Origin of the sequence: Bacillus badius NBRC 15713 (assembly GCF_001591605.1) — a bacterium.
GTDB classification, from domain to species: Bacteria; Bacillota; Bacilli; order Bacillales; family Domibacillaceae; genus Pseudobacillus; species Pseudobacillus badius.
In genome coordinates, this window is the sequence record NZ_BCVF01000020.1 from 41716 (window position 1) to 66799 (window position 25084).

25 protein-coding genes and 4 tRNA genes are annotated in these 25084 nt (G+C 43.8%); 11 read left to right on the plus strand and 18 right to left on the minus strand.

What is annotated here, in order from left to right; translation table 11 throughout:
• Positions 1-25: 25 nt before the first annotated feature.
• Positions 26-679 (minus strand): TrkA C-terminal domain-containing protein, encoded by a 654-nt coding sequence (locus tag BBA02S_RS11385; protein ID WP_041099080.1) that lies wholly within the window; start codon positions 677-679, stop codon positions 26-28.
• Positions 680-816: 137 nt separating this feature from the next.
• Positions 817-2232 (minus strand): SpoVR family protein, encoded by a 1416-nt coding sequence (locus BBA02S_RS11390; protein ID WP_041099078.1) that lies wholly within the window; start codon positions 2230-2232, stop codon positions 817-819.
• 179 nt (positions 2233-2411) lie between these two features.
• On the opposite strand from BBA02S_RS11390, the gene BBA02S_RS11395 reads away from it, so the two are divergent.
• The 3 genes from BBA02S_RS11395 (at position 2412) to BBA02S_RS11405 (ending at position 3676) form a co-directional block, all read left to right on the plus strand.
• Positions 2412-2630 (plus strand): YhdB family protein, encoded by a 219-nt coding sequence (locus BBA02S_RS11395; RefSeq protein ID WP_041099076.1) that lies wholly within the window; start codon positions 2412-2414, stop codon positions 2628-2630.
• 157 nt (positions 2631-2787) lie between these two features.
• A complete protein-coding gene (locus tag BBA02S_RS11400) occupies positions 2788-3204 on the plus strand; it encodes a disulfide formation protein C (protein ID WP_041099074.1) in 417 nt (138 codons plus the stop codon).
• A 1-nt stretch (position 3205) separates the two neighbouring features.
• Positions 3206-3676, plus strand: coding sequence for a thioredoxin family protein (locus tag BBA02S_RS11405; protein WP_041099072.1), 471 nt, complete (start codon positions 3206-3208; stop codon positions 3674-3676).
• Positions 3677-3751: 75 nt separating this feature from the next.
• Here BBA02S_RS11405 and BBA02S_RS11410 read toward each other — a convergent pair whose 3' ends face one another.
• Positions 3752-4153: a DUF5365 family protein gene (locus tag BBA02S_RS11410; protein WP_052475227.1), complete on the minus strand. Its 402-nt coding sequence runs from the start codon at positions 4151-4153 to the stop codon at positions 3752-3754.
• Between the two features lie 125 nt (positions 4154-4278).
• Between BBA02S_RS11410 and BBA02S_RS11415 the strand changes: the two genes are divergently transcribed.
• Positions 4279-5181 (plus strand): RluA family pseudouridine synthase, encoded by a 903-nt coding sequence (locus BBA02S_RS11415; protein ID WP_231557203.1) that lies wholly within the window; start codon positions 4279-4281, stop codon positions 5179-5181.
• A gap of 79 nt (positions 5182-5260) precedes the next feature.
• Here BBA02S_RS11415 and BBA02S_RS11420 read toward each other — a convergent pair whose 3' ends face one another.
• Positions 5261-6109: an aldo/keto reductase gene (locus BBA02S_RS11420; RefSeq protein WP_041099068.1), complete on the minus strand. Its 849-nt coding sequence runs from the start codon at positions 6107-6109 to the stop codon at positions 5261-5263.
• A gap of 190 nt (positions 6110-6299) precedes the next feature.
• Between BBA02S_RS11420 and BBA02S_RS11425 the strand changes: the two genes are divergently transcribed.
• The 3 genes from BBA02S_RS11425 to BBA02S_RS11435 all read left to right on the plus strand — a co-directional run bounded on the left by BBA02S_RS11425 (position 6300) and on the right by BBA02S_RS11435 (position 9626).
• Positions 6300-6917 (plus strand): DUF47 domain-containing protein, encoded by a 618-nt coding sequence (locus tag BBA02S_RS11425; protein ID WP_041099066.1) that lies wholly within the window; start codon positions 6300-6302, stop codon positions 6915-6917.
• A 14-nt stretch (positions 6918-6931) separates the two neighbouring features.
• Positions 6932-7930 carry an inorganic phosphate transporter gene (locus BBA02S_RS11430; RefSeq protein WP_041099064.1) on the plus strand — a complete coding sequence of 333 codons (999 nt, stop codon included), beginning with the start codon at positions 6932-6934 and terminating at the stop codon, positions 7928-7930.
• 397 nt (positions 7931-8327) lie between these two features.
• A complete protein-coding gene (locus BBA02S_RS11435) occupies positions 8328-9626 on the plus strand; it encodes an NCS2 family permease (protein WP_041099062.1) in 1299 nt (432 codons plus the stop codon).
• Between the two features lie 205 nt (positions 9627-9831).
• On the opposite strand, the gene BBA02S_RS11445 is transcribed toward BBA02S_RS11435, so the two are convergent.
• The 10 genes from BBA02S_RS11445 to BBA02S_RS11485 all read right to left on the minus strand — a co-directional run bounded on the left by BBA02S_RS11445 (position 9832) and on the right by BBA02S_RS11485 (position 18948).
• Complete coding sequence (locus tag BBA02S_RS11445) at positions 9832-10965, minus strand: zinc-dependent alcohol dehydrogenase (RefSeq protein ID WP_041114049.1); 1134 nt, start codon at positions 10963-10965, stop codon at positions 9832-9834.
• A gap of 76 nt (positions 10966-11041) precedes the next feature.
• Positions 11042-11173 carry a 3-methyladenine DNA glycosylase gene (locus tag BBA02S_RS20675; RefSeq protein ID WP_087903765.1) on the minus strand — a complete coding sequence of 44 codons (132 nt, stop codon included), beginning with the start codon at positions 11171-11173 and terminating at the stop codon, positions 11042-11044.
• A 113-nt stretch (positions 11174-11286) separates the two neighbouring features.
• On the minus strand, positions 11287-12423 hold the full coding sequence (gene yhbH, locus BBA02S_RS11450; RefSeq protein WP_041099056.1) for a sporulation protein YhbH: 1137 nt from the start codon (positions 12421-12423) through the stop codon (positions 11287-11289).
• Positions 12424-12537: 114 nt separating this feature from the next.
• Positions 12538-14433 (minus strand): PrkA family serine protein kinase, encoded by a 1896-nt coding sequence (locus BBA02S_RS11455; RefSeq protein ID WP_041099054.1) that lies wholly within the window; start codon positions 14431-14433, stop codon positions 12538-12540.
• Positions 14434-14760: 327 nt separating this feature from the next.
• Complete coding sequence (gene trmL, locus BBA02S_RS11460) at positions 14761-15234, minus strand: tRNA (uridine(34)/cytosine(34)/5-carboxymethylaminomethyluridine(34)-2'-O)-methyltransferase TrmL (protein WP_041099052.1); 474 nt, start codon at positions 15232-15234, stop codon at positions 14761-14763.
• Positions 15235-15290: 56 nt separating this feature from the next.
• A complete protein-coding gene (locus BBA02S_RS11465) occupies positions 15291-16151 on the minus strand; it encodes an amidase domain-containing protein (RefSeq protein WP_041099050.1) in 861 nt (286 codons plus the stop codon).
• A 60-nt stretch (positions 16152-16211) separates the two neighbouring features.
• Positions 16212-17342 carry a tRNA epoxyqueuosine(34) reductase QueG gene (gene queG / locus BBA02S_RS11470; RefSeq protein WP_041114048.1) on the minus strand — a complete coding sequence of 377 codons (1131 nt, stop codon included), beginning with the start codon at positions 17340-17342 and terminating at the stop codon, positions 16212-16214.
• Positions 17343-17542: 200 nt separating this feature from the next.
• Positions 17543-17613: transfer RNA gene (locus BBA02S_RS11475), tRNA-Gly, on the minus strand.
• A gap of 111 nt (positions 17614-17724) precedes the next feature.
• Positions 17725-18243, minus strand: coding sequence for a DUF6241 domain-containing protein (locus tag BBA02S_RS11480; protein WP_052477344.1), 519 nt, complete (start codon positions 18241-18243; stop codon positions 17725-17727).
• 144 nt (positions 18244-18387) lie between these two features.
• Entirely contained in the window at positions 18388-18948 is a 561-nt protein-coding gene (locus BBA02S_RS11485; RefSeq protein ID WP_082028197.1) for a nucleotidyltransferase family protein, read from the minus strand.
• 364 nt (positions 18949-19312) lie between these two features.
• Between BBA02S_RS11485 and BBA02S_RS11490 the strand changes: the two genes are divergently transcribed.
• The 4 genes from BBA02S_RS11490 to BBA02S_RS11505 all read left to right on the plus strand — a co-directional run bounded on the left by BBA02S_RS11490 (position 19313) and on the right by BBA02S_RS11505 (position 23730).
• Entirely contained in the window at positions 19313-20017 is a 705-nt protein-coding gene (locus tag BBA02S_RS11490; RefSeq protein ID WP_041114047.1) for a response regulator transcription factor, read from the plus strand.
• On the plus strand, positions 20014-21015 hold the full coding sequence (locus BBA02S_RS11495; protein WP_041099042.1) for a sensor histidine kinase: 1002 nt from the start codon (positions 20014-20016) through the stop codon (positions 21013-21015). Before BBA02S_RS11490 ends, BBA02S_RS11495 begins: the two co-directional genes overlap by 4 nt.
• An 83-nt stretch (positions 21016-21098) precedes the next feature.
• On the plus strand, positions 21099-21863 hold the full coding sequence (locus tag BBA02S_RS11500) for an ABC transporter ATP-binding protein (RefSeq protein ID WP_041114046.1): 765 nt from the start codon (positions 21099-21101) through the stop codon (positions 21861-21863).
• Positions 21838-23730, plus strand: a complete 1893-nt coding sequence (locus tag BBA02S_RS11505) for an ABC transporter permease (protein ID WP_041114045.1) — start codon at positions 21838-21840, stop codon at positions 23728-23730. Before BBA02S_RS11500 ends, BBA02S_RS11505 begins: the two co-directional genes overlap by 26 nt.
• A 374-nt stretch (positions 23731-24104) precedes the next feature.
• Here BBA02S_RS11505 and BBA02S_RS11510 read toward each other — a convergent pair whose 3' ends face one another.
• The 4 genes from BBA02S_RS11510 to BBA02S_RS11525 form a co-directional block, all read right to left on the minus strand.
• Positions 24105-24599, minus strand: a complete 495-nt coding sequence (locus tag BBA02S_RS11510) for a hypothetical protein (protein WP_041114044.1) — start codon at positions 24597-24599, stop codon at positions 24105-24107.
• Positions 24600-24831: 232 nt separating this feature from the next.
• Positions 24832-24913, minus strand: a tRNA-Leu gene (locus BBA02S_RS11515).
• Positions 24914-24918: 5 nt separating this feature from the next.
• Positions 24919-24992: transfer RNA gene (locus BBA02S_RS11520), tRNA-Cys, on the minus strand.
• Between the two features lie 8 nt (positions 24993-25000).
• A tRNA-Gly gene (locus BBA02S_RS11525) sits at positions 25001-25075 on the minus strand.
• Positions 25076-25084: the final 9 nt, after the last annotated feature.

Here is a 25084-nt window from a genome sequence, read left to right on the forward strand (position 1 = left end):
CTCCTAGGGACCTGTTCCTCTCTGCTTAAGAAAATTTTTTCTCAATTGCTTGTTTATTTCCATAAATAAACAACTGATCACCCTCATGAAGCGTTTCGTCATAGAGCTTATGGCGAATGCTCACTTTGCCGCGCTTAATAAATAAGATACTGATATCCTCCTCTTTGCCGATAATATCTTTTGCTTTGGCATCAATAAACGGAGAATCCTCTTCGATCACTATATCCGTCACTAAATCGTCTTCCTCTAAATAAAGGGCATCCTTAATTGGCAGCTCTGAAATTTCCAGCTTCTTCTCCATTTCGCTGTTCAATTTCGTTTTTAGCTTTTTTCGAATGATGGGCGTTTTTCCCGTCATCAAAAGGACAAGCAGCACCAGATTAATAATCATTAATTCTTTTAAACGTAAATCGCTTGATAAAATGTTGGTAATAGAAGAAATAATGACCGCAAGTGAAAAAGCGCCAAACAAAATAAGAAACATACTTAACCGCCTGCGAACAGGATGATCAATAATCAGCTGGGCCTCGTCTGTGGTAAACCCTGTATTTGTAAGCATGGAAACAACCTGGTAACGGGAAACCTCCTCCTCAAGCCCGGTTAAATTAAATAAGATAACAGAAATTTCGATAACAAAAGCAACAATAAAGAAATAAAGAACCATAAAAACGATTCCCATTGTTTTCCCCCCATCTGGAAGTTAGCCTCAAGAAATATTTCCCTTCTTCTTTGGAAATAAAACTACAATAAAAAACAGCCTGGCAGAAATGGGCGCACACTAAAAACGGGCGGCCGGGAAATCCGGACACCCGCTTGCTACAAATATTTGCGCTGCACTTTATGGCCGCTGAAGCTAAAGAGGATTTCGCGGTCTTCTACCATTGTCTCCAAGTGAACCGTTCTTCCCCAAAGTGTATATAAATGCGGCAACACTTTTTCTAGATACTTCAGATCCAATTCAATGCCTTCGTACCAATGTTTAATATACAGCTCTCCGGCTTTCATGTAATCGCCGTCATTTACGGTCAAGTAAGGGAATCCTCCGTTGACCCTCATGCTGACAAGCTGATCGCGGACGTTTGTCCATTCTTTATCGGTTATCTTATAGTCTTTCCCTTTTTTCTGAAATAAATACATGTCTTCTCTCAAAACTAAATCTTTCGTTAAATAATTGCGCAAAAAAGAAATGTCAGATTCAATTTCCCGAACTTCAAACATCTTCTCCCGTCCGGACCCTGGCTTAACTCCGTGGCGCTTCATTTCTTCCGTCGGATGATTGTAACGCTCTTCAATATCCTCAAACATTTTCAATCCTAAATAATAAGGATTGATGGACGTCCGGGACGGCTGGATGACACCGGCATTTAATTTGGCAAATTCGATCGCTTCTCCTGATGTTAAATCCAGCTCACGCATGATGCGCTGATGCCAATAAGAAGCCCAGCCTTCGTTCATGATCTTTGTTTCCAGCTGCGGCCAAAAATAAAGCATTTCTTCACGGACCATCGTCATGATGTCTCGCTGCCAGTCCTCCAATTCCCGGCTGTACTGTTCAATGAACAGCATCACATCTTTTTCAGGGCGCGGCGGAATTGTTTTTTTCATCTTCTTCGGCACCAAATCGACAGTTGCTGCTTCATCAAGCCGCCAAAGATCATCGTACGGTCCTTTTCTCTTTTCTGTTTCCGTTTCCAGCTCTTCTTCCTCGGCCTGCCAATTCAGCTGTCTCCGCAAAAGCGATGGATCGATATGTTCTTCAATCGCCAGAACCGCATCCAGAAATTCTTCTACGGTTTCCTTGCCGTGATCGATTTCATACTGGCGTATTCTGTCAGCTGTCGCTGCCATACTTTCCACCATATGACGGTTCGTTTGCTGGAACCGGACATTATTTTTGAAGAAATCGCAGTGGGCAAGCACATGAGCGACGATCAGCTTATTTTGAATCAATGAATTCGTGTCAAGCAAGAACGCGTAGCATGGATTAGAGTTAATGACGAGCTCATATATTTTACTAAGGCCTAGATCATACTGCAGTTTCATTTTGAAAAACTGTTTGCCGAAACTCCAATGGGAAAACCTTGTCGGCATCCCGTAAGCGCCAAACGTATAAATAATTTCCGCCGGGCAAATTTCATATCTCATTGGATAAAAATCAAGGCCGAATCCCGTCGCAATTTCAGTAATTTCATCAATGGCATACTGAAGGTCCTTCATTTCTGCCTCATTCATTTTCGCTTTCCCCCTTTTGCCCTTTAACAAATACTTATGAAAAAAAGCAAAAGGTCATACCCCTTTTCCCAAAATCCGCCTGCTATTTTCAACCGGCTGCCATCCCATTATTTACAGTGAGAGTTTTATCGGCAGGGACATATACTATAGATAGTCCTCTAATGGAGGGGAGATAAGCAATGGATTATACAGATTATGACCGTGTTCTGTACTATGTCCATCGCTCAGATTGGACAAACCTGCTCATTTTAATGGTGCGGACGAAAGATCATTTGCTGTCGAAGAAAATTGAACACTTTCTTCACGCCCGCTCCTTCCCTAATTCCTATTCTGCTGTGGAAAAAACTTTTTATACATTGTTCCACTATGTAGAACATGCCAATTCATTAAATGCCTAGGAAAATTCCACCAGTGACAAGCAGCTGGGAAGAGTGTTCATCATTCTTTCCAGCTGCTTTTTAATGATGTTCTGTTTTCTGCATGCTGATTATTTTACTTTCTTCTGCGGCTAATACTATAATCATCTAGAGAAATTTATACAAAGAAGGAGAACGTATGAAAAAAGAAAATCTGCTTTTCATCGCTTGGGGAGCTTCCTTTATTGCGATGCTTGGCAGCTTGTATTTTTCTGAAGTGATGAAATACGAGCCTTGCGAGCTTTGCTGGTACCAGAGAATCCTGATGTACCCGCTCGTCCTCATTCTCGGCCTTGCCATCATCAAGAAGGATACAGCAGCCGCCCGTTATTCATTGGCCCTTTCAGCTGTTGGAGGATGTATTTCCCTTTACCATTATGCCATTCAAAAGGTTGATTTTTTGACCAATACAGCTCCGGCATGCGGCAGGGTGCCTTGTACAGGCATGTACATTAACTGGTTTGGTTTTATTACCATCCCTTTTCTGGCGCTTACAGCATTCATTATTATTTTCACAGCCAGCCTGCTCGTAATTAAAAGAAAGGAAGTGGCTTAGCATGAAAAAAATCATTATTTTTGCAGCTGTTGTTTTAGTTTTATTTGGCGGAATTGTCTTTCTGACAAAGTACCAGCAAAATCAAGCCGCTAAGGACAATCCTTACGGCAAAAAAGAGCTTCATCCTGAAACGATTAAACAGCTGGATGACCCGAATTACAGCAACCTGATCCTGCCGGACGAGCTCGACAAAAAGCTGAAAAACGGCGAAGATCTGTTTGTTTATTTTTACAGCCCGACATGTTCTCATTGCAAAGCGACAACACCGGTGCTGATGCCGATGGCTAAAGAGAAAAATGTTGATATTAAGCAATTTAACCTGCTTGAATTTGAAAAAGAAGGAGCTCCTTATCAAATCGAATGGACGCCGACTCTTATTTATTTTAAAAACGGCGTGGAACAGGAACGCCTTGTCGGCGGCCAGCCCGAAGAAGCATTGGCGCAATTCCTGGACAAATACAAAGGCAAGTAGCCTTATCCCCCTGCCTGCAACGGCAGGGGATTGTTTTGTCATAAATGAAAAAAGCCTTCTGGCTGAGCAGAAGGCTTAAATTAAGTACGTATTGGCCGGTATGGCGAAGGCTAAATAGGATGCAGGGGTTTTTTTGTGCGTGAAGTGGCTGAGAAAGAAAGGGAAATCAATATCAAACTCCTGCAAAATCAGCGTGTTTCTTTCAAACATTTCCTGATAGTGCACAGGTAACTCAGCAGGCTCGTCTGTTTCAAGGATAGATATAATCGTCTGGAGGCTGGAAATCACTTGAAAAGCATCTTGAAGATTGTCAAAACGCTGAAAGTGATATTCTGTCAATTGCAGTATGCCGAAATTATACATAGACTGCAATTCTTCCTTTTCAAAGAAACGCGGGAATATTTCTTCTTTCAACTGCCCGACTAGCTCCTTGATTCTCTCTTCTTGTTCAATAGTGGAGGCAATAATTACTTTCAAAAAAACACCTTCCCTGCTATATCTGATTCATCATATGATAGATAATTCAAGGATAACATATAACCTATTTAATAACGTTGGTAATTTTGTGAAATGGGATAAGATAGATGAAAGGTGGGAACATTTTGTATAAGACGAAGCGAAAAGGCCCTGTTTATGAGCTGAGCCTTCCTAAAGAATGGATCGGCAAAACAGTGGACTTTATTTTAAAAAATGAGTGGCAGCTTTCTAAAAAAATGATTCATCAGTGGAGAATGGAGAAAGCGGTTCAAGTCAATGGTCAATCCTTAAGTTGGCAAACGCCTCTTCAAGAAGGCGATGTTTTGCATATTCCCCTGTTCCGTGATGCCGGGGATGCTCCTGCTCCTTCATACCTTGACATTGCCATCTTATATGAAGACGATCATTTACTGGTTGTGGATAAGCCCGCAGGAGTGAAAACGCACCCTAACGACGAGCAAGAAAACGGCTCGCTGCTGAACGCGGCTGCCTATCATCTGCAATCAGCCGGCGACAGGAGCTTTATCCGCCACGTTCATCGCCTGGATGAACAGACAAGCGGCGTTGTTCTATTCGCGAAACATGAAGCAGCATACACTGTCCTTTCCCGCTTATTAGAAAACCGGCTGATTAAACGAACATATGTGGCCGCTGTTCATGGCATCCTGCGAAAAGCTCAAGGAACGATTAATGAACCGATTGGAAGGGACAGGCATCACCCGACGAAAAGGCGCGTGTCAAAATCCGGGCAGCCGGCACTCACCCGCTTTGAAGTGCTGAAGCATAATAAAAGCCGTCAGCTGTCTGTCATAAAGTGCCAGCTTGCGACCGGACGCACCCATCAAATCCGCGTCCACTTTTCTGCCATTGGCCACCCTCTTGCCGGCGACCTTCTTTATGGAGGAAAGCCGATCGTTCACAGGCAGGCGCTTCATGCGGCGGAAATTGAAATTCCGCATCCGTTTACCGGGGAAACGCTGACTTGCCAATCCGCTGTTCCGGACGACATCCGCTCACTCTTTGAGTAAGGAATCGGATATTGCAAATAATCTGCTGGAGCTCGAAACGGCTCCAGCAGGTATGCCTAAGCGGCCGGCTCTCTTAATTCTAAAATCCATTATTAAATTCATCAGGATCAGGGCCAAACCTTTCTCCTTTATTTAGGGCGTTAATGTTTTTCATATCTTCCAGAGACAACTGAAAATCAAAAAGCTCACTGTTTTCTTTAATTCGTTCCGGGTGAACAGACTTCGGAATCACGACGGTTCCGTTTTGCAGATGCCAGCGCAAAATAATTTGCGAAACAGATTTACCATGTTTTTTGGCGATATGGTTAAGCGTCGGTTCACTGGCGAGCTTGTTGCGGGCAATCGGCGACCAAGCTTCTGCGATCATGTTTTTTTCCCGGCAATACGCTCTCACTTCTTCCTGGGTCAAGTATGGATGGTTTTCAATTTGATTGACTGCCGGGGCTTCATTGCAGACAGCAAGCAGATCTTCTAGGTGATGAACCTGGAAGTTGCATACACCGATCGCTTTGACAGCTCCTTCACTATATAATCGTTCGAATGCCCGCCATGTTTCCCGGTATTTCTCTTTCTCTCTTCCAGGCCAATGAATCAAATACAGGTCCAAATAGCTTGTTTGCAGCTTGTTCAAAGAGGTTTCAAAGGCTTTCAGCGTTTGATCATATCCTTGATCGCTGTTCCACACCTTTGTCGTAAGGAAGACTTCATCACGGCGGAGGCTGCTTTCTTTGACAGCATCACCAACGATCTGTTCATTTTCATACAGAGATGCCGTATCAATCAGCCGGTATCCCATGCGCAGTGCTGACTGAATGGCAAAGTTGGCCTCGATTTCATCCGTCATTTTGTATACGCCCAGACCTACCTGCGGCATAGCCAGTCCATTGTTTAATGTCAACGTATCCTGCAAGTTCACAGCAACTTTCATTTTGATTCCTCCTTTCGACTTTGTTTTTATTTTACCGCCAAATAAAAGTGGAAGCGACTATTTCAATCTTAATAGCTGCTGAAATTGATAATTTTTTTCTGCCTTTTTTCGACAAACTCTTTTTTCTTCTGCTCTATTCAAGTAAAATAGTGCTGTTAGCCATTTTTTTATAATTAGGAGGCTTTTCAAATTGTTTAAACAAAAGAAGGATAAATTTACTGTCTTGCTTAATTCAATTGCAGTTAATTTGAAGGAAAGTGCCAATTACTTTGCTGACTATAAGCTACAGAACGCCAGCGACTTGAAAATCTTTTATAACGAAATGAAAACGTTCGAGACAAAAGGCGATGAATTAATTCATGAAGTCATTAAAGAATTAAATCAGTCGTTTATCACGCCAATCGAGCGGGAAGACATTTTGGCACTTGCGATGAGCATGGATGATGTCCTTGATGGCTTAGAAGAAACAGCGGCGATGTTTGAAATGTACTCCATCATCAATGCTGATGAATATATGGTCAAGTTCGTTGAAGCGATCCGGAGTTGTGCCGCTGAAATTGAGCGGGCTGTTGAATTGCTGGAAACGAAAAAGTTGCTATCCATCCGCGAACATGTCATTAAAATTAAAGATTATGAAACCACTTGTGACGGCGTCCGCCGCCAGTCCATTAAACATCTCTTTGTGACAGAGAAGGATCCGATTCAGCTGATTAAGCTGAAAGAAATTTACGAGAGCTTGGAGCAAATTGCTGATTTTTGCCAGGACGTGGCTAATACTCTGGAAACTATCATCATGAAAAACGCTTAAGGAGCGCCTTATTTATGGATTCTTTACTTATGATTACTGTACTGATCGTTGTTTGCGCTTTATCGTTTGATTTTATTAACGGCTTCCATGACACAGCGAATGCTATTGCTACTTCAGTTTCCACCAAAGCCTTGAAGCCGCGCCATGCTATTATTTTAGCAGCTACCATGAACTTTTTAGGCGCCATGACTTTTACCGGAGTGGCCAAGACGATCACGAAAGATATCGTTGATCCCTTCATGCTGCAGAACGGTTCAACCGTTATCCTGGCCGCTTTAATTTCCGCTATCTTATGGAATTTAATTACGTGGTATTACGGGATTCCGAGCAGCTCTTCCCATGCCTTGATCGGTTCGATCGCCGGGGCAGCCATTGCAGCAGCCGGTGTGGGCGTTTTAAATTACGGCGGTTTCCTTAAAATCATCCAAGCGCTGATTCTTTCACCGATCATTGCTTTCATCGGCGGCTTTATTATTTACAGCATATTCAAAGTCGTCTTTAAGGACAACAACCTTCCAAAAACGAATCGCCGCTTCCGCCACTTTCAAATCGCGACGGCGGCTTTGCAGTCTTATACACATGGAACAAATGATGCCCAAAAAGCGATGGGGATCATTACTATGGCACTGATTGCCAACAACTATCAATCAACGACCGACATTCAATTTTGGGTGCAATTTTCGTGTGCGGCCGCTATGGGACTTGGAACATCCATCGGGGGCTGGAAAATCATTAAAACGGTTGGCGGAAAGATCATGAAAATCCGCCCGGTGAATGGAGTGGCAGCCGATTTAACCTCAGCCGCTATTATCTTCAGTGCAACGTTTATTCACTTGCCGGTCAGTACCACACACGTCATTTCGTCTTCCATTTTAGGGGTCGGCGCTTCCCACCGGATTCGCGGGGTCAAATGGGGAACGGCGCAGCGCATGCTGATTACGTGGGTGATTACACTGCCGATTTCTGCAGCTATTGCCGGCTTAACTTATTTTATTCTTAATTTGTTCCTATAAAAAAGCTGTTCCGCAATCAGATTGCGGGACAGCTTTTTTTAACTGACTGCATTAAAGCCTCTTATTAGAGCACGTATTTCCTCAATATATTTAAAAATAAAACCAAAGCGATGACAAACATTAAAATAATCAGTATCTTTTCTTGCTTGCTTCCAGGCATAGGTCTTCTCCTTTCCGATGTCCTTTCTTTACACGGTGCGCCCGCTATTAATTCTATCTTAACCGGATATCCCGCCCAGCTCAATGAAAACGCTGAAAGGCTTTCGCTTGCCTGCCGCCCCTGCTGAAGACTTGACGGTTAAAAAGCGGGGGCTTTCTATTTTCCTATTGCATCAGGTTATCAAAACGAATATTATATTAAGTGTGGTTTTTAATGTTCGTATTTTGGAGGTTTCCAATGTTTAAATTACAGGAAAATGGAACAAATACAAAAAAAGAAATTATCGCTGGTTTGACGACCTTTTTAACAATGGTTTATATCGTTGTTGTTAACCCGATTATCCTGAAAGATGCGGGAGTGCCATTTGATCAAGTCTTTACTGCTACGATCATCGCTACTGTCATTGGTACGCTATGGATGGCTCTGATGGCCAACTATCCGATCGCGATCGCTCCCGGAATGGGGATGAATGCTTACTTCGCTTACTCTGTTGTCGGCTCTCATACTGACATTACGTATGCAACTGCTTTCTCTGCTGTTTTCGTGGCCGGACTGATCTTTATTGCTTTATCTCTTACGCCTTTCCGTGAAAAATTAATTATTGCGATTCCTGATAACTTGAAGCACGGCATTACAGCGGGAATCGGACTGTTTATTGCCTTTATCGGCCTGCGCCAGACTGGATTGATTGCGGACCACCCGCAGAACTTAGTTAAGCTTGGTGATCTGCATAGCCCTGAAGCGATCTTAGCTCTAGCGGGACTGGCCATTACGATTGTATTGATGGTATTAAGGGTCAATGGTGCATTGTTTATTGGCATGCTGGTTACAAGTATCATCGCTTACTTTACCGGCCAGCTGAAAATCACCAAAGTGATCGAAGCACCCTCTCTGCCTGAAGGACTCATTATCTCCAACCCGCTGGCTGCTATCGGCGATGTGATCCAGCATGACTTATATGCGGTCGTATTTTCCTTCTTGCTGGTGACGATTTTTGATACAACCGGGACGATGATTGCTGTCGCCCAGCAAGCTGGATTGATGAAGGGCAAAACACTGCCTCGCGCGCGCCAGGCGCTTCTAGCCGATTCTGTTGCCGCGACTGCCGGTTCCATCTTCGGTACAAGTCCGACAAGCGCTTATATTGAATCCTCTACAGGAGTTGCTGCCGGAGGACGGACAGGTCTTACGACAGTTGTTGTGGCCGCACTGTTTGTGGTGGCCGCCTTCTTCGGGCCGCTCGTCAGTGCGGTATCAGGCTTGCCGGCAATTACGGCTCCGGCCCTTATTATTGTTGGCTGCTTAATGATGGAAAGTGTGGCCAAAATCACTTGGAACGAACTTGATGAAGCATTCCCGGCATTTTTAATTATTTTGAGCATGCCTTTAACGTCCAGTATCGCCACGGGTATCGCCCTTGGATTTATCTCCTATCCGCTGTTGAAGGTCGTCCGCGGAAAATTCCGTGAAGTGCATGTGCTTGTTTATATCTTTGCCATTCTGTTCTTTTATCAGCTGGCCTTTTTGCCTCACTAATATCAAGGATAGAATGAGAAAAGAAGAAGCCGAAATTTGGCTTCTTCTCGGGCTTCAGACAAACTCGCTGATAAGGGAGCGGGTCTGAGGCCTTTTTTATTTAGCTTGTGAATGGGAACAGCTGCTTTCCATTCCAGGCGTTTCGCTTTCCAAGAGTGAAAAAAGCAGGCCACCTGGGCTTGGCAGAGCGCGAAAATGCCGGCTTTTAAGGCTTCAATACCACTTTTATACACTCATCTTCATGATCGTTAAAAATCTGATAAGCGAGCGGTGCTTGATCAAGCGGCATAATATGAGTAATAATTTCTGCCGGATTCAATTCATTGGCCGTGATTTTCTCAAATAATTCAGGCATATAATGAATCACCGGGGCCTGTCCCATTTTCAGTGTCACATTTCTTTCAAAGAAGTTGCCGAGCGGAAACATATTGTACATTAAGCCATATACGCCTGTCAGCTGAACGGTGCCGAATTTTCTGACCGCATCTTTGGCCATATTGATGGCGCTTAAAGTGCCTCCCTGCAGCTTCAGCTTTTGTTCAATCTTCTCAATCGCCGATTTCTTTCCATCCATGCCGACGCAATCAATGACCACATCTGCTCCGCCATTCGTTACTTCCTTCAAGTGCTTTCCCATTTCAGGATACTCGGAAAAATTATACGCTTCCACATTGTTCATTTTTTTGGCAAGCTCCAAGCGGTAAGGCAGATAATCAACGGCAATGACCCGCTTCGCTCCTTTCATCCAGGCAAACTTTTGAGCCATCAATCCGACAGGACCGCTCCCGAGCACAACGACAGTATCACCAGGCTTCATGCCGGAATGCTCGATGCTCCAATAAGCTGTCGGCAGAACGTCGGACATAAATAGCAGGGCCTCGTCCTCCAGTTCACATGATTCCGGCACGACAAACGGCATGAAGTTTCCGAAACGCACCCGCAAATACTCTGCCTGGCCGCCCGGGTGATCGCCATATTGCTCTGTATAGCCAAAGTATCCTCCTGTATCCTTATGCGGGTTGGAGTTGTCACATTGGCTTTCCATATCATGCTCACAGTAATAGCAATGCCCGCAAGCGACATTAAACGGCAAGACGACTCTGTCCCCTTTTTTCACCCTGGTCACATCCGGGCCGACCTCCTCAACGATCCCCATTGGTTCATGGCCAATAATATATCCCGGACGCAGCGGCATATTTCCTTGATAAAGATGCAAATCTGATCCGCAAATCGCTGTTGATGTAATTCGGACAATCACATCATCTTTTTTCTTCAAAACGGGGTCTTCTACAGTTTTCACTTGTACATCTTTCGCTCCTTGGTACGTGACAGCTTTCATAGGCACCCTCCTTCTGATCGGCTTCTTCGTCCTATACCCGGTGACCGCTTGCTAATAACTTGCTTCTTTCTCTATGTTACGAATCCGAACGGGCCGTCGGCTTGTCGACTTCACGCTGCGGTTCAATATCTTCCCCGCGCTTTTTCTTTTCCTTTTGTTCAATAGACAGATTTTCCCGTTCTTGATAGTTGCTATCCTTCTTATTCATTTAGCCATCGCTCCTTTTGTTTGCTCTTTTTATTTATTTCCTGATCAAGGCGAACTAAACAAAAAAAAGTACCTTATTGAACAAGAAGCTTTGCTTCAATAAGGTACCTTCGTTTATTCTTCTTTTCCGAAGAAGCTTTTCATTGCATAAAAGACATCTGCTTTTTGCCTTAAAATATAATGCCTGAACTTGTTGTCTTTAATATTTTTATAAGAGTTCATCAGCGTGCTGTTACGATTGTATTGATTGACTTCGCCATAGCCAAACATATTGGATTTAGCCATTAATTCATCTACAAGCTTGACACAGCGCAAGTTATCAGAAGATAAATTATCGCCATCTGAAAAGTGAAACGGATAGATATTGTAGCGGACCGGATCATATTTCTCTTCGATCAGCTCCAATGCCATGCGATAGGCGGATGAACAGATGGTTCCCCCGCTTTCTCCTTTAGAAAAGAAATGCTCCTCACTGACTACTTTGGCCTCGGTATGATGGGCAATAAATTCAATATCTACTGTTTCGTATTTTGTCCGCAAAAAGCGGACCATCCAGAAAAAGAAGCTTCTGGCCATATATTTCTCCCAGACCCCCATAGAGCCGCTCGTATCCATCATTGCCAGAATCACCGCTTTGGACTCCGGCTTCTCTATTTCCGTCCATGTTCGAAATTTTAAATCCTCAGGCAAAATCGGGTGGAATTTCGCTTCACCCGTCAAAGCATTCCGCTTATAGGCAGACAGCAGCGTCTTCTTTTTATCAACGTTGCCCATTAACCCAGTTTTCCGAATGTCGTTATATTCTATATCTTCAACAGTAAAGGGCGCCTCCTCTTTTTGTTTTAAGTTAGGCAGTGCCAGTTCACTGAAGAAGGCTTTTTCTAAATCCATAAAGGAAACTTCTGCTTCATAGTAATCTTCTCCGGCTTGATCGCCTGGACTGCTTCCTTTTCCCGGGCCATCGGCAGGGCTGCCGTCGCGGGCGATAACATCCCCTACTTGACTGTCGCCGTCCCCCTGCCCCACATGCTTGTTTTTGTCATAGTTATATCGGATTTTATATTCTTCAATCGAGCGAATCGGAATTTTGATGACTTCATCGCCATTTGACATGATGATGCTTTCTTCCGTCACCAAATCAGGCAAGTTCTTTTTTATGGCATCCTGCACTTTTTCTTTGTGCCGTTCTTGATCATCAAATCCTTTGCGGTGAAGAGACCAATTTTCGCGGGATACATGATGCTCACTCATCTCCTATCCTCTCTCCTTTCCTTCATTTTATTGTATGCCTGCCAGGGTGCAGTTGTACGAACGTTGCCATCGAAAAAGGAAAAAAGAGGGCGGCCCAAAAGGCTGCCTCTTCTCCTATCTGTTCAGCAGGCTGCCCACATAGCGCAGCAGGTCATTGGCTGATACAGAATTATAACCGTAATCATCAATTAAGCGGGCCACCACTTCGTTAATCTTCTTCAATTGCTGTTCATCAGGAGTTTTTGTGGAAGTGGTAATTTTGACAATATCCTTCAAGTCAGCAAACAGCTTTTTCTGAATGGCTTCCCGAAGGCGGTCATGAGAATGGTAGTCGAATCGCTTTCCTTTTCGGGCATATGCGGAAATTCTGATTAATATTTCTTCCCGGAATGCTTTCTTGGCGTTTTCAGAAATGCCAATTTGCTCTTCAATGGAGCGCATTAGCTTTTCATCCGGATTGATTTCTTCTCCTGTCAGCGGATCACGCATTTTTGATTTATTGCAGTACGCCTCCACGTTGTCTAAATAATTGTCCATTAACGTTTTGGCTGATTCTTCATATGAATAAACGAATGCTTTCTGCACTTCTTTCTTGGCAATATTGTCGTATTCTTTTCTGGCGACAGAAATAAAGTTCAAATACTTTTCTCTCTGTTCGTTTGAAATAGACGGATGCTGATCGAGTCCCTCTTTCAGGGAGCGGAGAACATCAAGCGCATTAATGGAAGCTACCTCTTTACGAATGATTGTAGATGAAATGCGGTTAATGACATACCGTGGATCAATGCCGCTCATCCCTTCATCCTGGTACTCCTTTTTCAGCTGGTCGACATCGGCGGAGTTATATCCTTCTACACTTTCTCCGTCATATAGCCTCATTTTTTTGACAAGGTCAATGTCGCCGCGCTTCGGCTCCTTCAAGCGAGTTAAAATCGTGAACATGGCAGCCACTTTCAGCGTATGCGGCGCGATATGGACATCGGACACATCACTTTCACGAATCATTTTCTCATAGATTTTCTCTTCTTCCGACAGCTTTAAATTATACGGAATCGGCATAACAATGATCCGGGAGTGAAGCGCTTCGTTCTTTTTGTTGGAAATGAATGAACGGTATTCTGTTTCATTCGTATGGGCCACAATTAATTCATCGGCGGAAATAAGAGCGAATCTTCCTGCTTTAAAGTTGCCTTCCTGGGTTAAGGAAAGTAAATGCCACAAGAACTTTTCATCGCATTTCAGCATCTCCTGAAACTCCATAAGCCCGCGGTTGGCTTTGTTCAATTCCCCGTCAAACCGGTAAGCGCGCGGATCAGATTCCGAACCGTACTCGGCGATCGTCGAGAAATCGATGCTGCCTGTCAGATCGGCAATATCCTGAGATTTCGGATCGGATGGACTAAACGTGCCGACCCCTACCCGCTTATCCTCTGAGAAAAAGATTCTCTCCACCATTACATCTTCAATCCGTCCATTGTACTCTTCCTGCAATCTCATCATGTTTAACGGCGACAGGTTGCCTTCAATGCGGATGCCATATTCCTCATGGAAATCTCCCCGTAAATGTTCCGGGATTAGATGGAGAGGATCTTCATGCATCGGACAGCCTTTAATCGCATAAACAGCGCCTCGCTCTGTTCTTGAATAAGCCTCCATTCCTTTTTTCAAGATAGCCACGAGCGTGGATTTCCCGCCGCTGACCGGCCCCATCAGCAATAAAATTCGCTTGCGCACATCCAGCCGTTTGGCTGCAGGGTGGAAATATTCTTCTACGAGGCGCTCCAGTGCCTCTTCCAGCCCATAAAGCTCGGAGCTGAAAAAGCTGTATGTTTTGGCGCCATTTTCTGTTTCAATTCCTTTGTCTTTAATCATATGGTAAATTCTAGAATGAGCTGACTGAGCTACCCAAGGCTTTTGTTTGACGATGTCCAGGTATTCCGCAAAAGTGCCTTCCCACTTTAATTTTTCTTCTTCTTCACGGTATTGTTCGACTTTTTTTAAGATATCCATATAGACCTCCCGCTTTTGCGTAATTAGAGAACGATTACTAAATCCTATGCCCGTACATCTCTTAACATGCTAATGAAAAAGCGGAATCATAGATTGTCCTTAATTTGAAAGAAGTTGGCGTTTTCTTTGCAGGTGCTTTCAGCTATAATAAAAATAGTGTGCAGGAAAAGACTTCTTAAGAAAGGGGTACGAAAAATGAATCTATTACTCATTTTAGGCGTGATCGTTGCCTTCCTTGCCGCAATCTTCACTGCTGGATACGAAGATAAACCAGGTGCCTAATGAACACAAAAAAAAGCACTGCAGCCGGGCTGCAGTGCTTTTTTCTTAAGATAATTTCAAGAAGTTCTGCTGACGCAGAGCTTCGTAGACCAAAATGGCCGCTGTATTGGATAAATTTAACGATCTTACATTTCCATTCATCGGAATACGCAAACAACGGTCTTTATTTTCATTAATAATCTCTTTCGGCAATCCAGTCGTTTCTCTTCCGAAGATAAAGAAATGATTTTTTCCGGGATCGCTATAGTCAAAATTGGCATAGTTATTTTCGCCAAATTTGGTTAAGTAATAATATTCTCCACCTGCATTCTTCTCATAAAACTCCTCTAGGGAATCATAATAAACAACTTCTACAAACTGCCAATAATCCAAGCCTGCCCGGCGCAACATTTTATCGTCTGTCGAAAAACCAAGCGGGCGAATTAAATGAAGCACTGTGTCGGTAGCTGCGCATGTTCTGGCAATATTTCCGGTATTGGCCGGAATTTCAGGCTGGTAAAGTACTACGTTAATAGACAAAATTATTCACCTCATATTTAAACTGTAACCTATTTATTATATCATAGCGAAAACGCTTAAGAAGAACCATCTTTGATCTGAAAGAACTTATACTGAATGCCCGGCGTATAAGCAGTTGAATCTTCGTAGCTCCAGTAACGCATGCGGCTGTTGGTCGTATGGGCGTTCACAAGCGGCATGCCGCGGCTGTCTTTGGCCGTGACGATGGTTGAATGATCGAATCGCCCGTCCCCTTGAAAGTCATAGCAAATAACATCTCCCGGCTGCAGCAGCTCTGGTTCACTCACCTCGCAGGTTTGCATCCCGCTTTTCGACGAAGATAAAAACCAGCGGAAGGCATGTGCCACCGTCCAGCTATAGCTCCAATTATTGCTTCTGACCCACCAGCCGCGGCTTCTATCCGGGTAACCGGTCATCGGCGCTCCCCCGGCATGCAGGCATTGAGAAATGTAGTTGGTGCAGTCCACGCTAAATTGCCGGTAAGCCGGGTTATAGCTGTTCCACCAGCGCTCGGCATACTGAACAGCTTTCAGGCGGTCATATTGAAAGGCTCCCCTTCCCTCAAAAACATCCGGGAACTCCGCTAACTCCTTCACATTTGCAGACAGAATAAGCTGGGGCTCTGCCTCCTTATCTTCTATCAGCGCCTGATTTTCTATCCGGGCCGTCCGTTCCTCTACTTCCTCTTCCAAGTAAATATAGCTGTCCTGCTGAATCAAATATTTGAAATGCACGCGATAGCGTGTCCATTCTCCTTCGTTGGAAAGAATGTTGCCGAACGCTTTTGCCTTGAGAATTCGGCTTCCTCTAGACTCAAGCAGCGCTTTTTTCCTTAACAGCCTCTGATCGTTGTCCGCCTTGCCTTCAACGAGCGACTGCAAACGCCGCTCTATTTCCTGCCGAAGTTCTTCGCACATGAAAAAGTCCTCCTGAACAGTTCTTTTTTCTATATCTATTCAGGACCTTCCTTGTTCATGTTAGTTCAGTAGGCTGATTCCTTTCTCGATCTCTTCTTTCACCGCAGAATCACTTTCTTTCTCTTTCGCCAAAATAAGTGCCTCCCGGGCTTTTTCCCCGCCAATTTTGGCAATGGCCCAAGCGGCGGTTCCTCTTAAAACTGGGCGAACGTCGTGAAAGAGCACATCCATTAAAGAAGGCAGCGCGCTTTCCTCTTTAAAATGCGCGAGTGCAATAATTGCATTGCGTTGAATCGGCTTCTTCCCTCTCCAGGAGCCCGACATGGAGCCGAAGGTTTGCTTAAACTCTTTATTGCTCATGCTGACCAGCGGCTCAAGAAGCGGTTTCACTGCCTCTGGGTCCGGCTCCATTTCCTCATGCAGATGAAAATCGATGCCTTTGTTTTCGGGGCACACGGTTTGGCAGGTGTCGCAACCATACAGGCGATTCCCCAGCTTGTCGCGAAATTCCGCCGGCATGAAATCCTTTGTTTGGGTTAAGAAGGCAATGCAGCGCTTCGCATTCAGCTGCCCTCCTTGCACAAGAGCACCGGTTGGACAAGCATCCAGACATTTTGTGCACGTGCCGCAGCGGTTTTCAATCGGCTTATCCGGCTCCAGCGGCAAGTTAGTGATCATTTCCCCTAAATAAACGTAAGAGCCAAATTCGGGAGTGATAATCGACGTATTTTTGCCGCTCCAGCCAATCCCGGCACGTTCAGCAACAGCCCGATCAGAAAGCTCCCCTGTATCCACCATCGAGCGAAAATGGGCTTCTGGCGCTTTTGCTGCGATGAAGGCCTCTAATTTGCTTAAACGATCACGCAGCACTGTATGATAATCCTCTCCCCAGGAAGCCCGGCAAAAAATCCCTCGTCTTGCACCTTGCTTGCCTTTCACGGATTCTCTCATCTTAGAAGGGTATGCCAGTGCGATCGCAATAATGGAACGGGGTTCATCAAAAATTCTGGAGGGCTCCACCCGCTTATTGATATCTTTCTCTTCAAATCCCGATTGATAATCCAGTGCCTGCTGGCGCAGCAGCCGGTCTTTCAATTCAGTAAAAGGAGCCGCAGAAGCAAAACCAATTTTATCTATGCCGATTTCCCGGCTGTACTCAATGATTTCCTGTTTTAATGCTCTGTAATCCATGGCTCTCCCTCCCTTCAAGGAATATATGAGTCAAATATATCTATAAAAACAGCCTGTTCGTCTTTTATGCTTCTTTCCTAAGCAAAGAAGCAGCACCTTAAAACGGCCGCCAGTATGTTGTCATCCGATCCGAAAATTAAAAAACGCAACATCTTATCCAGCAAGGAATAAAACATTGCGTTAATAACAATATAATAGAGAGCGGGTGATGGGAATCGAACCCACGACATCAGCTTGGAAGGCTGAGGTTTTACCATTAAACTACACCCGCAAGAGAGTGTGTGATTCATAACATGTATTTCATTATATAAAAAAACATTGTCGAATTCAAGAGGATTTTCATTTTTTCTCTATCATAAGCCTTTCAAAGCATCGGCTTAGACTACCTGAAATTTTCCTCAATAAACATCTGCTCCTGCTCTTCTGTCATGATTCTCTTTGCCTCGCCAATATTCCCGTCCTGCTCTTCCCACAAGGCATTATGATCCTTATCCACTTTGGTAAAATCTCCGGCTTCCCAGCGACTGAGGATCTCCAGAAAGAACTTTTCCGACTTAAAGTGATTGGCCAGCACATGCTCTTTTACTATTTTAATATTTTCTGGAGTCATCTCAATCGCTCCCCATTTTTCACGGGCGAGTACCTTTTGATGTGTCATCTTATGCATAACGGTTGTTACCTGCGGCTCATTTCCGTCAATCAGCTTAGGAAGCCGGTCGCTCTTTTCACCGCCGATTTCAATTTGTTTTTTATCGAACTTTACTGGCTTGCTTGCCAGCTTTTTAGCCTCTTTTGTTTGTGACTGATCGCTCGAGGTAATAATCACAAAGGCCGTCCCAATTGCCCCGGCCGCAACGGCTGCAACTAGACAAAAAACAAGAACGAGCTTTTTAACATTCATTGCAGTCCCTCCATCAAACCCTATCCATTCTGCTAATCTGCTGAACAGTTATTCATTTCTATATATTAACATAAATGGCAGAATCGTTCCACGGGCGCCTCGCCATACGTTCTTCTTTAACAAACGTTCTATGACACGCTTAATTCAATCATAATAAATAGTTAATTTCTCCCACGTTGATCGCCAATCTTTTTTAAGGATACGCTGCTTGTAAATGTCCATTCGTTCCTTCTTCTTAAAAAAAGGAGTGGGCTTCACCTTTAAATGGATGGCATCGCTAATTCCATAGGGAGCTGTTAATAGTATGTTATTTGCCTCATCCAATTTCACGCCTAAAGCTGTGGCCGTTTCCGGAAACTTGGAGATAGCGTCAACTGAGGAAGAATAAGCAGGCATATGGCTTTTGATGTGCATTCTAGCTTCGTTCTTTACGGACCAGGGAATATCAGGAAGACGACATTTAAGTTTTTCTTCAAGCTTTTTTTCCTCCAGTTTATCCATCGTTGCCGGATCAAAATAAATGACATCGATATCTGGAATAGCAGTTCTTTCAGTGAAATGATGGAGACTATCCCAGATCTTTGAACGAATAAATCCGGCACATATCCACCAATCAGGCAAATCCAGCGTTTTTGCGGCTGTTAATATTTCCATCATCCATGGGTCTTCTCTAATCATCGAAATAACTGCTTCTTCATCCATCATGGCCACACCACTCCTTAAACGATGTATTCCAGCATTTATTCTATCATCCTGGCGCTTTATCCTTCACCTTTATTTCAGGAAAAACGGCGGCGCAATTTCCTCATGATCAGCGAAAAACATTCGCCCTTCGTTCACATGCAATGCTTTTATTCCAAACCACTTACAGCCTACTCAGTTTACATTCATTCGATCCACTTACCTTTGACATTCCTCCTCTCATTCTCCTCCCTCTGCGCCTCTTACATTCGGTGCTTTCTTCGTGTACAAAAGCTTCATGTTATAATCAATCTTGACAACAACTGGGAAAATGAAAACATTCAACGTGTACTAAAGGAATAGACCAGTTGATGAAGGAGAGAATGTAATGGAAACCATTTTGATTATAGAGGATGACCCTAAAATTGCACATCATTTAAAAACCTTTATTGAAAAATACGGACTTCAAGGCGTCATCGCAAACGACTTTGACCACATTATCGAACAGTTTCATAAAGAAAAGCCCGATCTCGTCTTACTGGATATTAATTTGCCTAAATTCGATGGCTACTATTGGTGCCGGCAGATCCGGCTCGTGTCTATTTGTCCAATCATTTTCATCTCCGCACGAACAGGAGAAATGGATCAAGTCATGGCTTTAGAAAACGGGGGCGATGATTTCATTACCAAGCCATTTCATGCGGATATCGTTATGGCTAAGATCCGCAGCCAGCTGCGCCGGGCTTACGGCGCCTATTCCGCTAAACATCAGGAACAGATATTGGAATTAAAAGGACTAAGCCTCTATCCCGAGAGACTTGAATTGCATTTTGCCGGTCAGGAGCTTCGCCTGACGAAAAAAGAAACAGATATTCTTGAACACTTGATCGACCGTTATCCGCGGGTAGCAGGGAGAGAGGATTTACTGGAGAGGTTATGGGATGACCAGGCATGGGTGGATGAAAACACATTAAATGTAAATATCGCACGGGTGCGCAAAAAACTGCAAGAGCTTGGAATTGAACAGGCAATCGAAACTGTACGCGGCACCGGCTACCTGTTGAACGTCACATGGGGGTCTGGAAAAGAATGAAGCTGTTTTTTCGCGAACACTTACTATTAATCACGCTCCAGCTCATCCAATTTTCTAGCATCTCCCTTATTTTGTGGCTAGATGGCTATCATCATTTTTCTGCTTTACTGTATGCCGTTTTTTTAAGCCTGTTTTTCCTGGTGCTGTATCTATTCTATCAAGCTATAACCCGCCACCTGTTTTATAAAAAGCTGCAAAACGGCCTTTCCTCTCCTGATGAAGCTTTGGAAAAAACCGGATCTTCTCCTGCGGCGCTGGCATTAGATACCTTGTTGAAATCACAGTATCAGCTTTATATGACGACTTTACAGCAAGCTGAAAAGCGGCAGGAGGAACAGCTTGAATTTATGGACCGCTGGGTGCATCAAATGAAAACCCCGCTTTCTGTTATTGAACTGACCGCCCAAAATCTTGATGAGCCCGACTCTTCAAATATCCGGGAAGAAACAGAGAGAATGCGCCACAGCCTGAATACGGTTCTTTATAATGCACGCTTGCGGACAATTAACCAAGACTTTCAAATCAAGCCGGTGGCACTTGCACAGACCGTACAGGCCGTCAACTCAGAAAACAAGCGCTTCTATATTCGGAACCGTGTCTATCCCCGGTTTAAGGAGCAACGGCCTGGCATCATGGTGGAGTCTGATGAGAAGTGGCTGGTTTTTATTCTTGAACAGCTTGTGCAAAACGCCGTCAAGTATTCAGCGGGAAAAAGCTCCTCTGTTGAAATTTCTCTTTATGAAAGAGAGGGAGCAGCCATACTGGAAATACAAGATTGGGGCATTGGCATTCCGCCGGAGGATCGAAAGCGGATTTTTCATAAATTTTTTACCGGTGCGAACGGGCGCAAATACCGAGAATCAACTGGAATGGGCCTGTATCTTGTAAATGAGGTATGCCATTATCTCGGACACAGGCTGGAAGTAGAATCGGAAGTTGGAAAAGGATCGATTTTCCGACTCGTGTTTCCTCCTTCGCAAAACCTTACATCGATGTAAGAAAAGTGAAAGGAAAGTCTATAGCACGCCTCTGGCACTATGCGCTACACTGGCATCAGTACAAGCGAGAGAGGAGAAAGCATATGCTTGAAGTGAAAAGAGTCGGAAAGGTTTATGAAGGGAAAGTAGCTTACCGCGCTCTGACTGATATTGATTTATCTATAGAGGATGGAGAATTTGTCGCCATTATGGGCCCCTCCGGAAGCGGAAAAACAACATTATTAAATATGGTGGCAACGATTGATGAGCCAACAACCGGAGAAATCACCATTGGCGGGCAAAACCCGCACCGATTAAAGAAAAATGAACTGGCGAAGTTCCGGCGGCGTGAGCTTGGCTTTGTATTTCAAGATTTTAACCTCCTTCATACGTTAACAGTGGAAGAGAATATCGTCCTTCCCCTTACGCTCGATGGAAAAAATGTGAAAGAAATGAAAGAAAAAGCAAGAACTGTAGCGGAGAAGCTGGGCATTGCAGGCATTATGGGCAAACGCACCTTCGAGATTTCAGGAGGACAAGCGCAGCGGGCAGCTGTTGCCCGGGCTATTATCCATCATCCAAAGCTTTTACTTGCCGATGAACCGACAGGAAACCTCGATTCCAAGTCATCTAAAGATGTGATGGAACTGCTCGCCGCATTAAATAAAAACGACAAGATGACGACACTTCTTGTTACGCATGAAGCGCAAGCAGCAAGCTATGCGGACCGCGTAGTTTTCATCCGTGACGGCAAGCTTTATTCTGAGATTTATCGCGGAGACAGCCAAAAAGGCTTTTTCCAGCAAATCATTGACACACTTTCCTTGCTGGGGGGGAACGATCATGACTTTTCGTCAGTTCGCCTTTAACAATGTCTTCCGCAACAAGCGTCTTTACGCTGCTTATTTTCTAAGCAGCCTGTTCACGGTTATGGTGTTCTTTACCTTTGCCATCTTTGCTTTTCATCCGTCGTTTCAGAATAGTGACATGAATAAAAATGTCATGTTTGGCCTGACTGTAGCTGGCGGGATTATTTATGTCTTTTCCTTCTTTTTCGTTTTATATTCAATGAGTGCTTTTTTGCAATCACGAAAAAAGGAATTTGGCTTACTGATGATACAGGGCATGAGCACCCAGCAAATCCGGCTGATGGTGTTCATGGAAAACATGGTGATTGGGCTATTCGCTACGATCAGCGGCATTTTGCTCGGGCTGGTCTTTGCTAAGCTCATTCTGCTTCTGGCTGAAAATGTTCTTATTTTTGAAGAGAGTCTTCATTTTTACTGGCCGCTTTCAGCCGTGCTTATTACGTTTGTTTCATTTATCCTGTTATTTTTATTTATTTCATTGTTTGTCTCCTTCATTTTACGCACACGCAAGCTGGTGGACTTGATTAAAGGAGATAAGAAGCCGAAAGATGAACCGAAAGCTTCCATGCTTCTGTCTATCCTGGCTGTGCTTTTACTGCTGGGCGGATATGGGACAGCACTTTATGTTAAAGGGATGAGCGTCATCGTTGCCATGGTGCCCGTTATCGTGGTCGTTATTATCGGGACTTATCTGTTATTCAGCCAATTAAATGTCTTTATCATTCGCCGTTTAAAACGCAACGAGTCCCTTTTCTGGCGCAACACAAATATGATCTTATTTTCAGACTTGGCTTTCCGGATGAAGGATAATGCCCGCTCCTTTTTCATGGTAGCTATTATTTCAACAGTTGCTTTCAGTGCAATCGGCGCCTTGTATGGAACGCATTCATATTTGACAAAGGCTATCGTTCAGGCTAATCCGTTTACGTACAGTTATCATCCTTATGATCAGACAGAAAACATTCAAAAAAACGTACAATATGCGAAAAATACCATTGCTCAAAATGGAATTGATGCAAAGCAGCTGGACATGACAGAGATGTACCTTCCTTTTGCTGACAAGCCTGACGGCATTCTCGTTCTCAACGCCAAAGACTACAACAAGGCGGCCAAACTCCTTGGCAAAAAACAGCTGGATCTTCAAGCTGGAGAAGCGGTAATCGCTAAACAAAGCATAGCAAACCTCAATCAAAATGATCATGCGGATAAATGGATGCAGCAATCCATCACACTTACTGATGGAAAAACCGTTAAGCCAAGCCGTCAGGTAGAAGCTGATGCCTATCCAAACGTTGACAGCTACATGATTGTCGCCGAAGAAACATACAAGAAGCTGCCGAAGCCGCTAAAAGTAAAACATCATTTTGTCTGGATTGCATCGGAAAAGAATAAACCGGAGCAGCTGCGCAAAGCTGGAGAACTTCTGCAGGAACACTATGAACCAGGAGCCTTCTTTTCCACAGATTTCGTTCTTTATGAAATTGAAAAAGGATACGGCCCTATTCTCTTTATTGGACTATTTATTGGCATTGTCTTTTTCGTATCAGCCGGAAGTTTTCTATATTTCCGCCTTTTCACTGACCTGGCTGAGGATAAAACAAAGTTCCAAGCGATCGCAAAAATGGGCTTAACCGTACCAGAAATGAAGAAAATCGTCAATCGCCAGACGGCCTTGCTCTTCTTCGCACCGATGGCCGTAGCCCTTATTCACGGTGCCATTGCCCTGACCTCCCTCTCAAGGATGTTCAGTTATAATCTAGTCAGAGAGTCGGCTATGGTGCTGACAAGCTTTCTTGTGATCCAAATCATCTATTATCTTATCGTCCGCTTTTTTTACGTCAAACAAATTAAAGAAGTCATCGAATAATCCCGCACAGGAGCAGCTACTGGGCTGCTCCTGTCTGCGGGATTTTTCAGTTTTCTTGTTGTTTTATTCAGCGATCTTAAGTTGTTCTAATAGTTAATCGCTAAAGAACTAGATAGTGCCTTTACACACATGGTTATATGAAGGACGAAGAGCTAGCATGGACTGATCCTCCCACTTAATACATATCGTCCTCATTTAACCTCGTTATTTCCTCAATAGATAGCTGTTTCCTTCCCAAATGTCTCACAGCTAACACTTTTAAAGCTTAATGCGTTCTCCATTGTCTATTTCTTCCATGGCTTTTAATAATGGATCAGCTGGCATTCTAGGCACAACTATGATACCCCAAAAGAGATTTTTAAAAATCATAATTACTATATATACTCAAGAAAATGTTTTTCTATTGTTTCAAAAACTAAAATTTCAGGATGCTTATAAGGTTTTCGTTTTAAATATTCGTCTGCCACCATCATACTTTCCCAATATTGTTTCATTAGATCTTCTTTAGAAGGGAGTCCTTTAGTAAAATAGCCTTCTTCACCAGTCTCTCCTTTCATATACTCATCTTCTACATAAGCAAATAAATCACTTGATATTTCTCGATTAAAAACTAAAACTTTTTCAGTAACCATTGGGAACTTTAGATAATGTTCGGAGACAGGACCAAAGTCAGCACCAAATGCCATACTGAAGTCAATCCATTGTTCGGCATATAAAGGTCTGGTGAGAGCTGTTAACTCTGGAAACAAACGGCCGCCATTCGAATAAAATCTTGCTGCTGTATTGTTGCTCAACCCTTTATTTAAAGCTATTTGCGGATCTGCATATCTATCATCATCTTGTTCAAATACTATGTGGTATAAATACACACCTATCCCTCTCTACAATAGAATGATGTTCAAGCTATCTTTAACTAATTATAAGTTTAATATTAAGATAATTGAAGTTCATAGTTTCCATGAAGAAAATAACCCGTTATATTTATGAGCATTTAACGATCATTAAACAGGCGCACGACCATTTAATGTAGGATCGTACGCAAAAAAGACGCCTACTAACGATAGTAAGCGTCTTTCAATGCCGTTATATCAACGTTATAGATACCGGTGGTCGGGGTCGAACCGACACTCCTCACGGAACACGATTTTGAGTCGTGCGCGTCTGCCAATTCCGCCACACCGGCATATATGGAGGCGGCAACCGGATTTGAACCGGTGATAAAGGTTTTGCAGACCTCTGCCTTACCACTTGGCTATGCCGCCAAAATAATTGGAGCGGAAGACGGGATTCGAACCCGCGACCCCCACCTTGGCAAGGTGGTGTTCTACCACTGAACTACTTCCGCAATACTGGG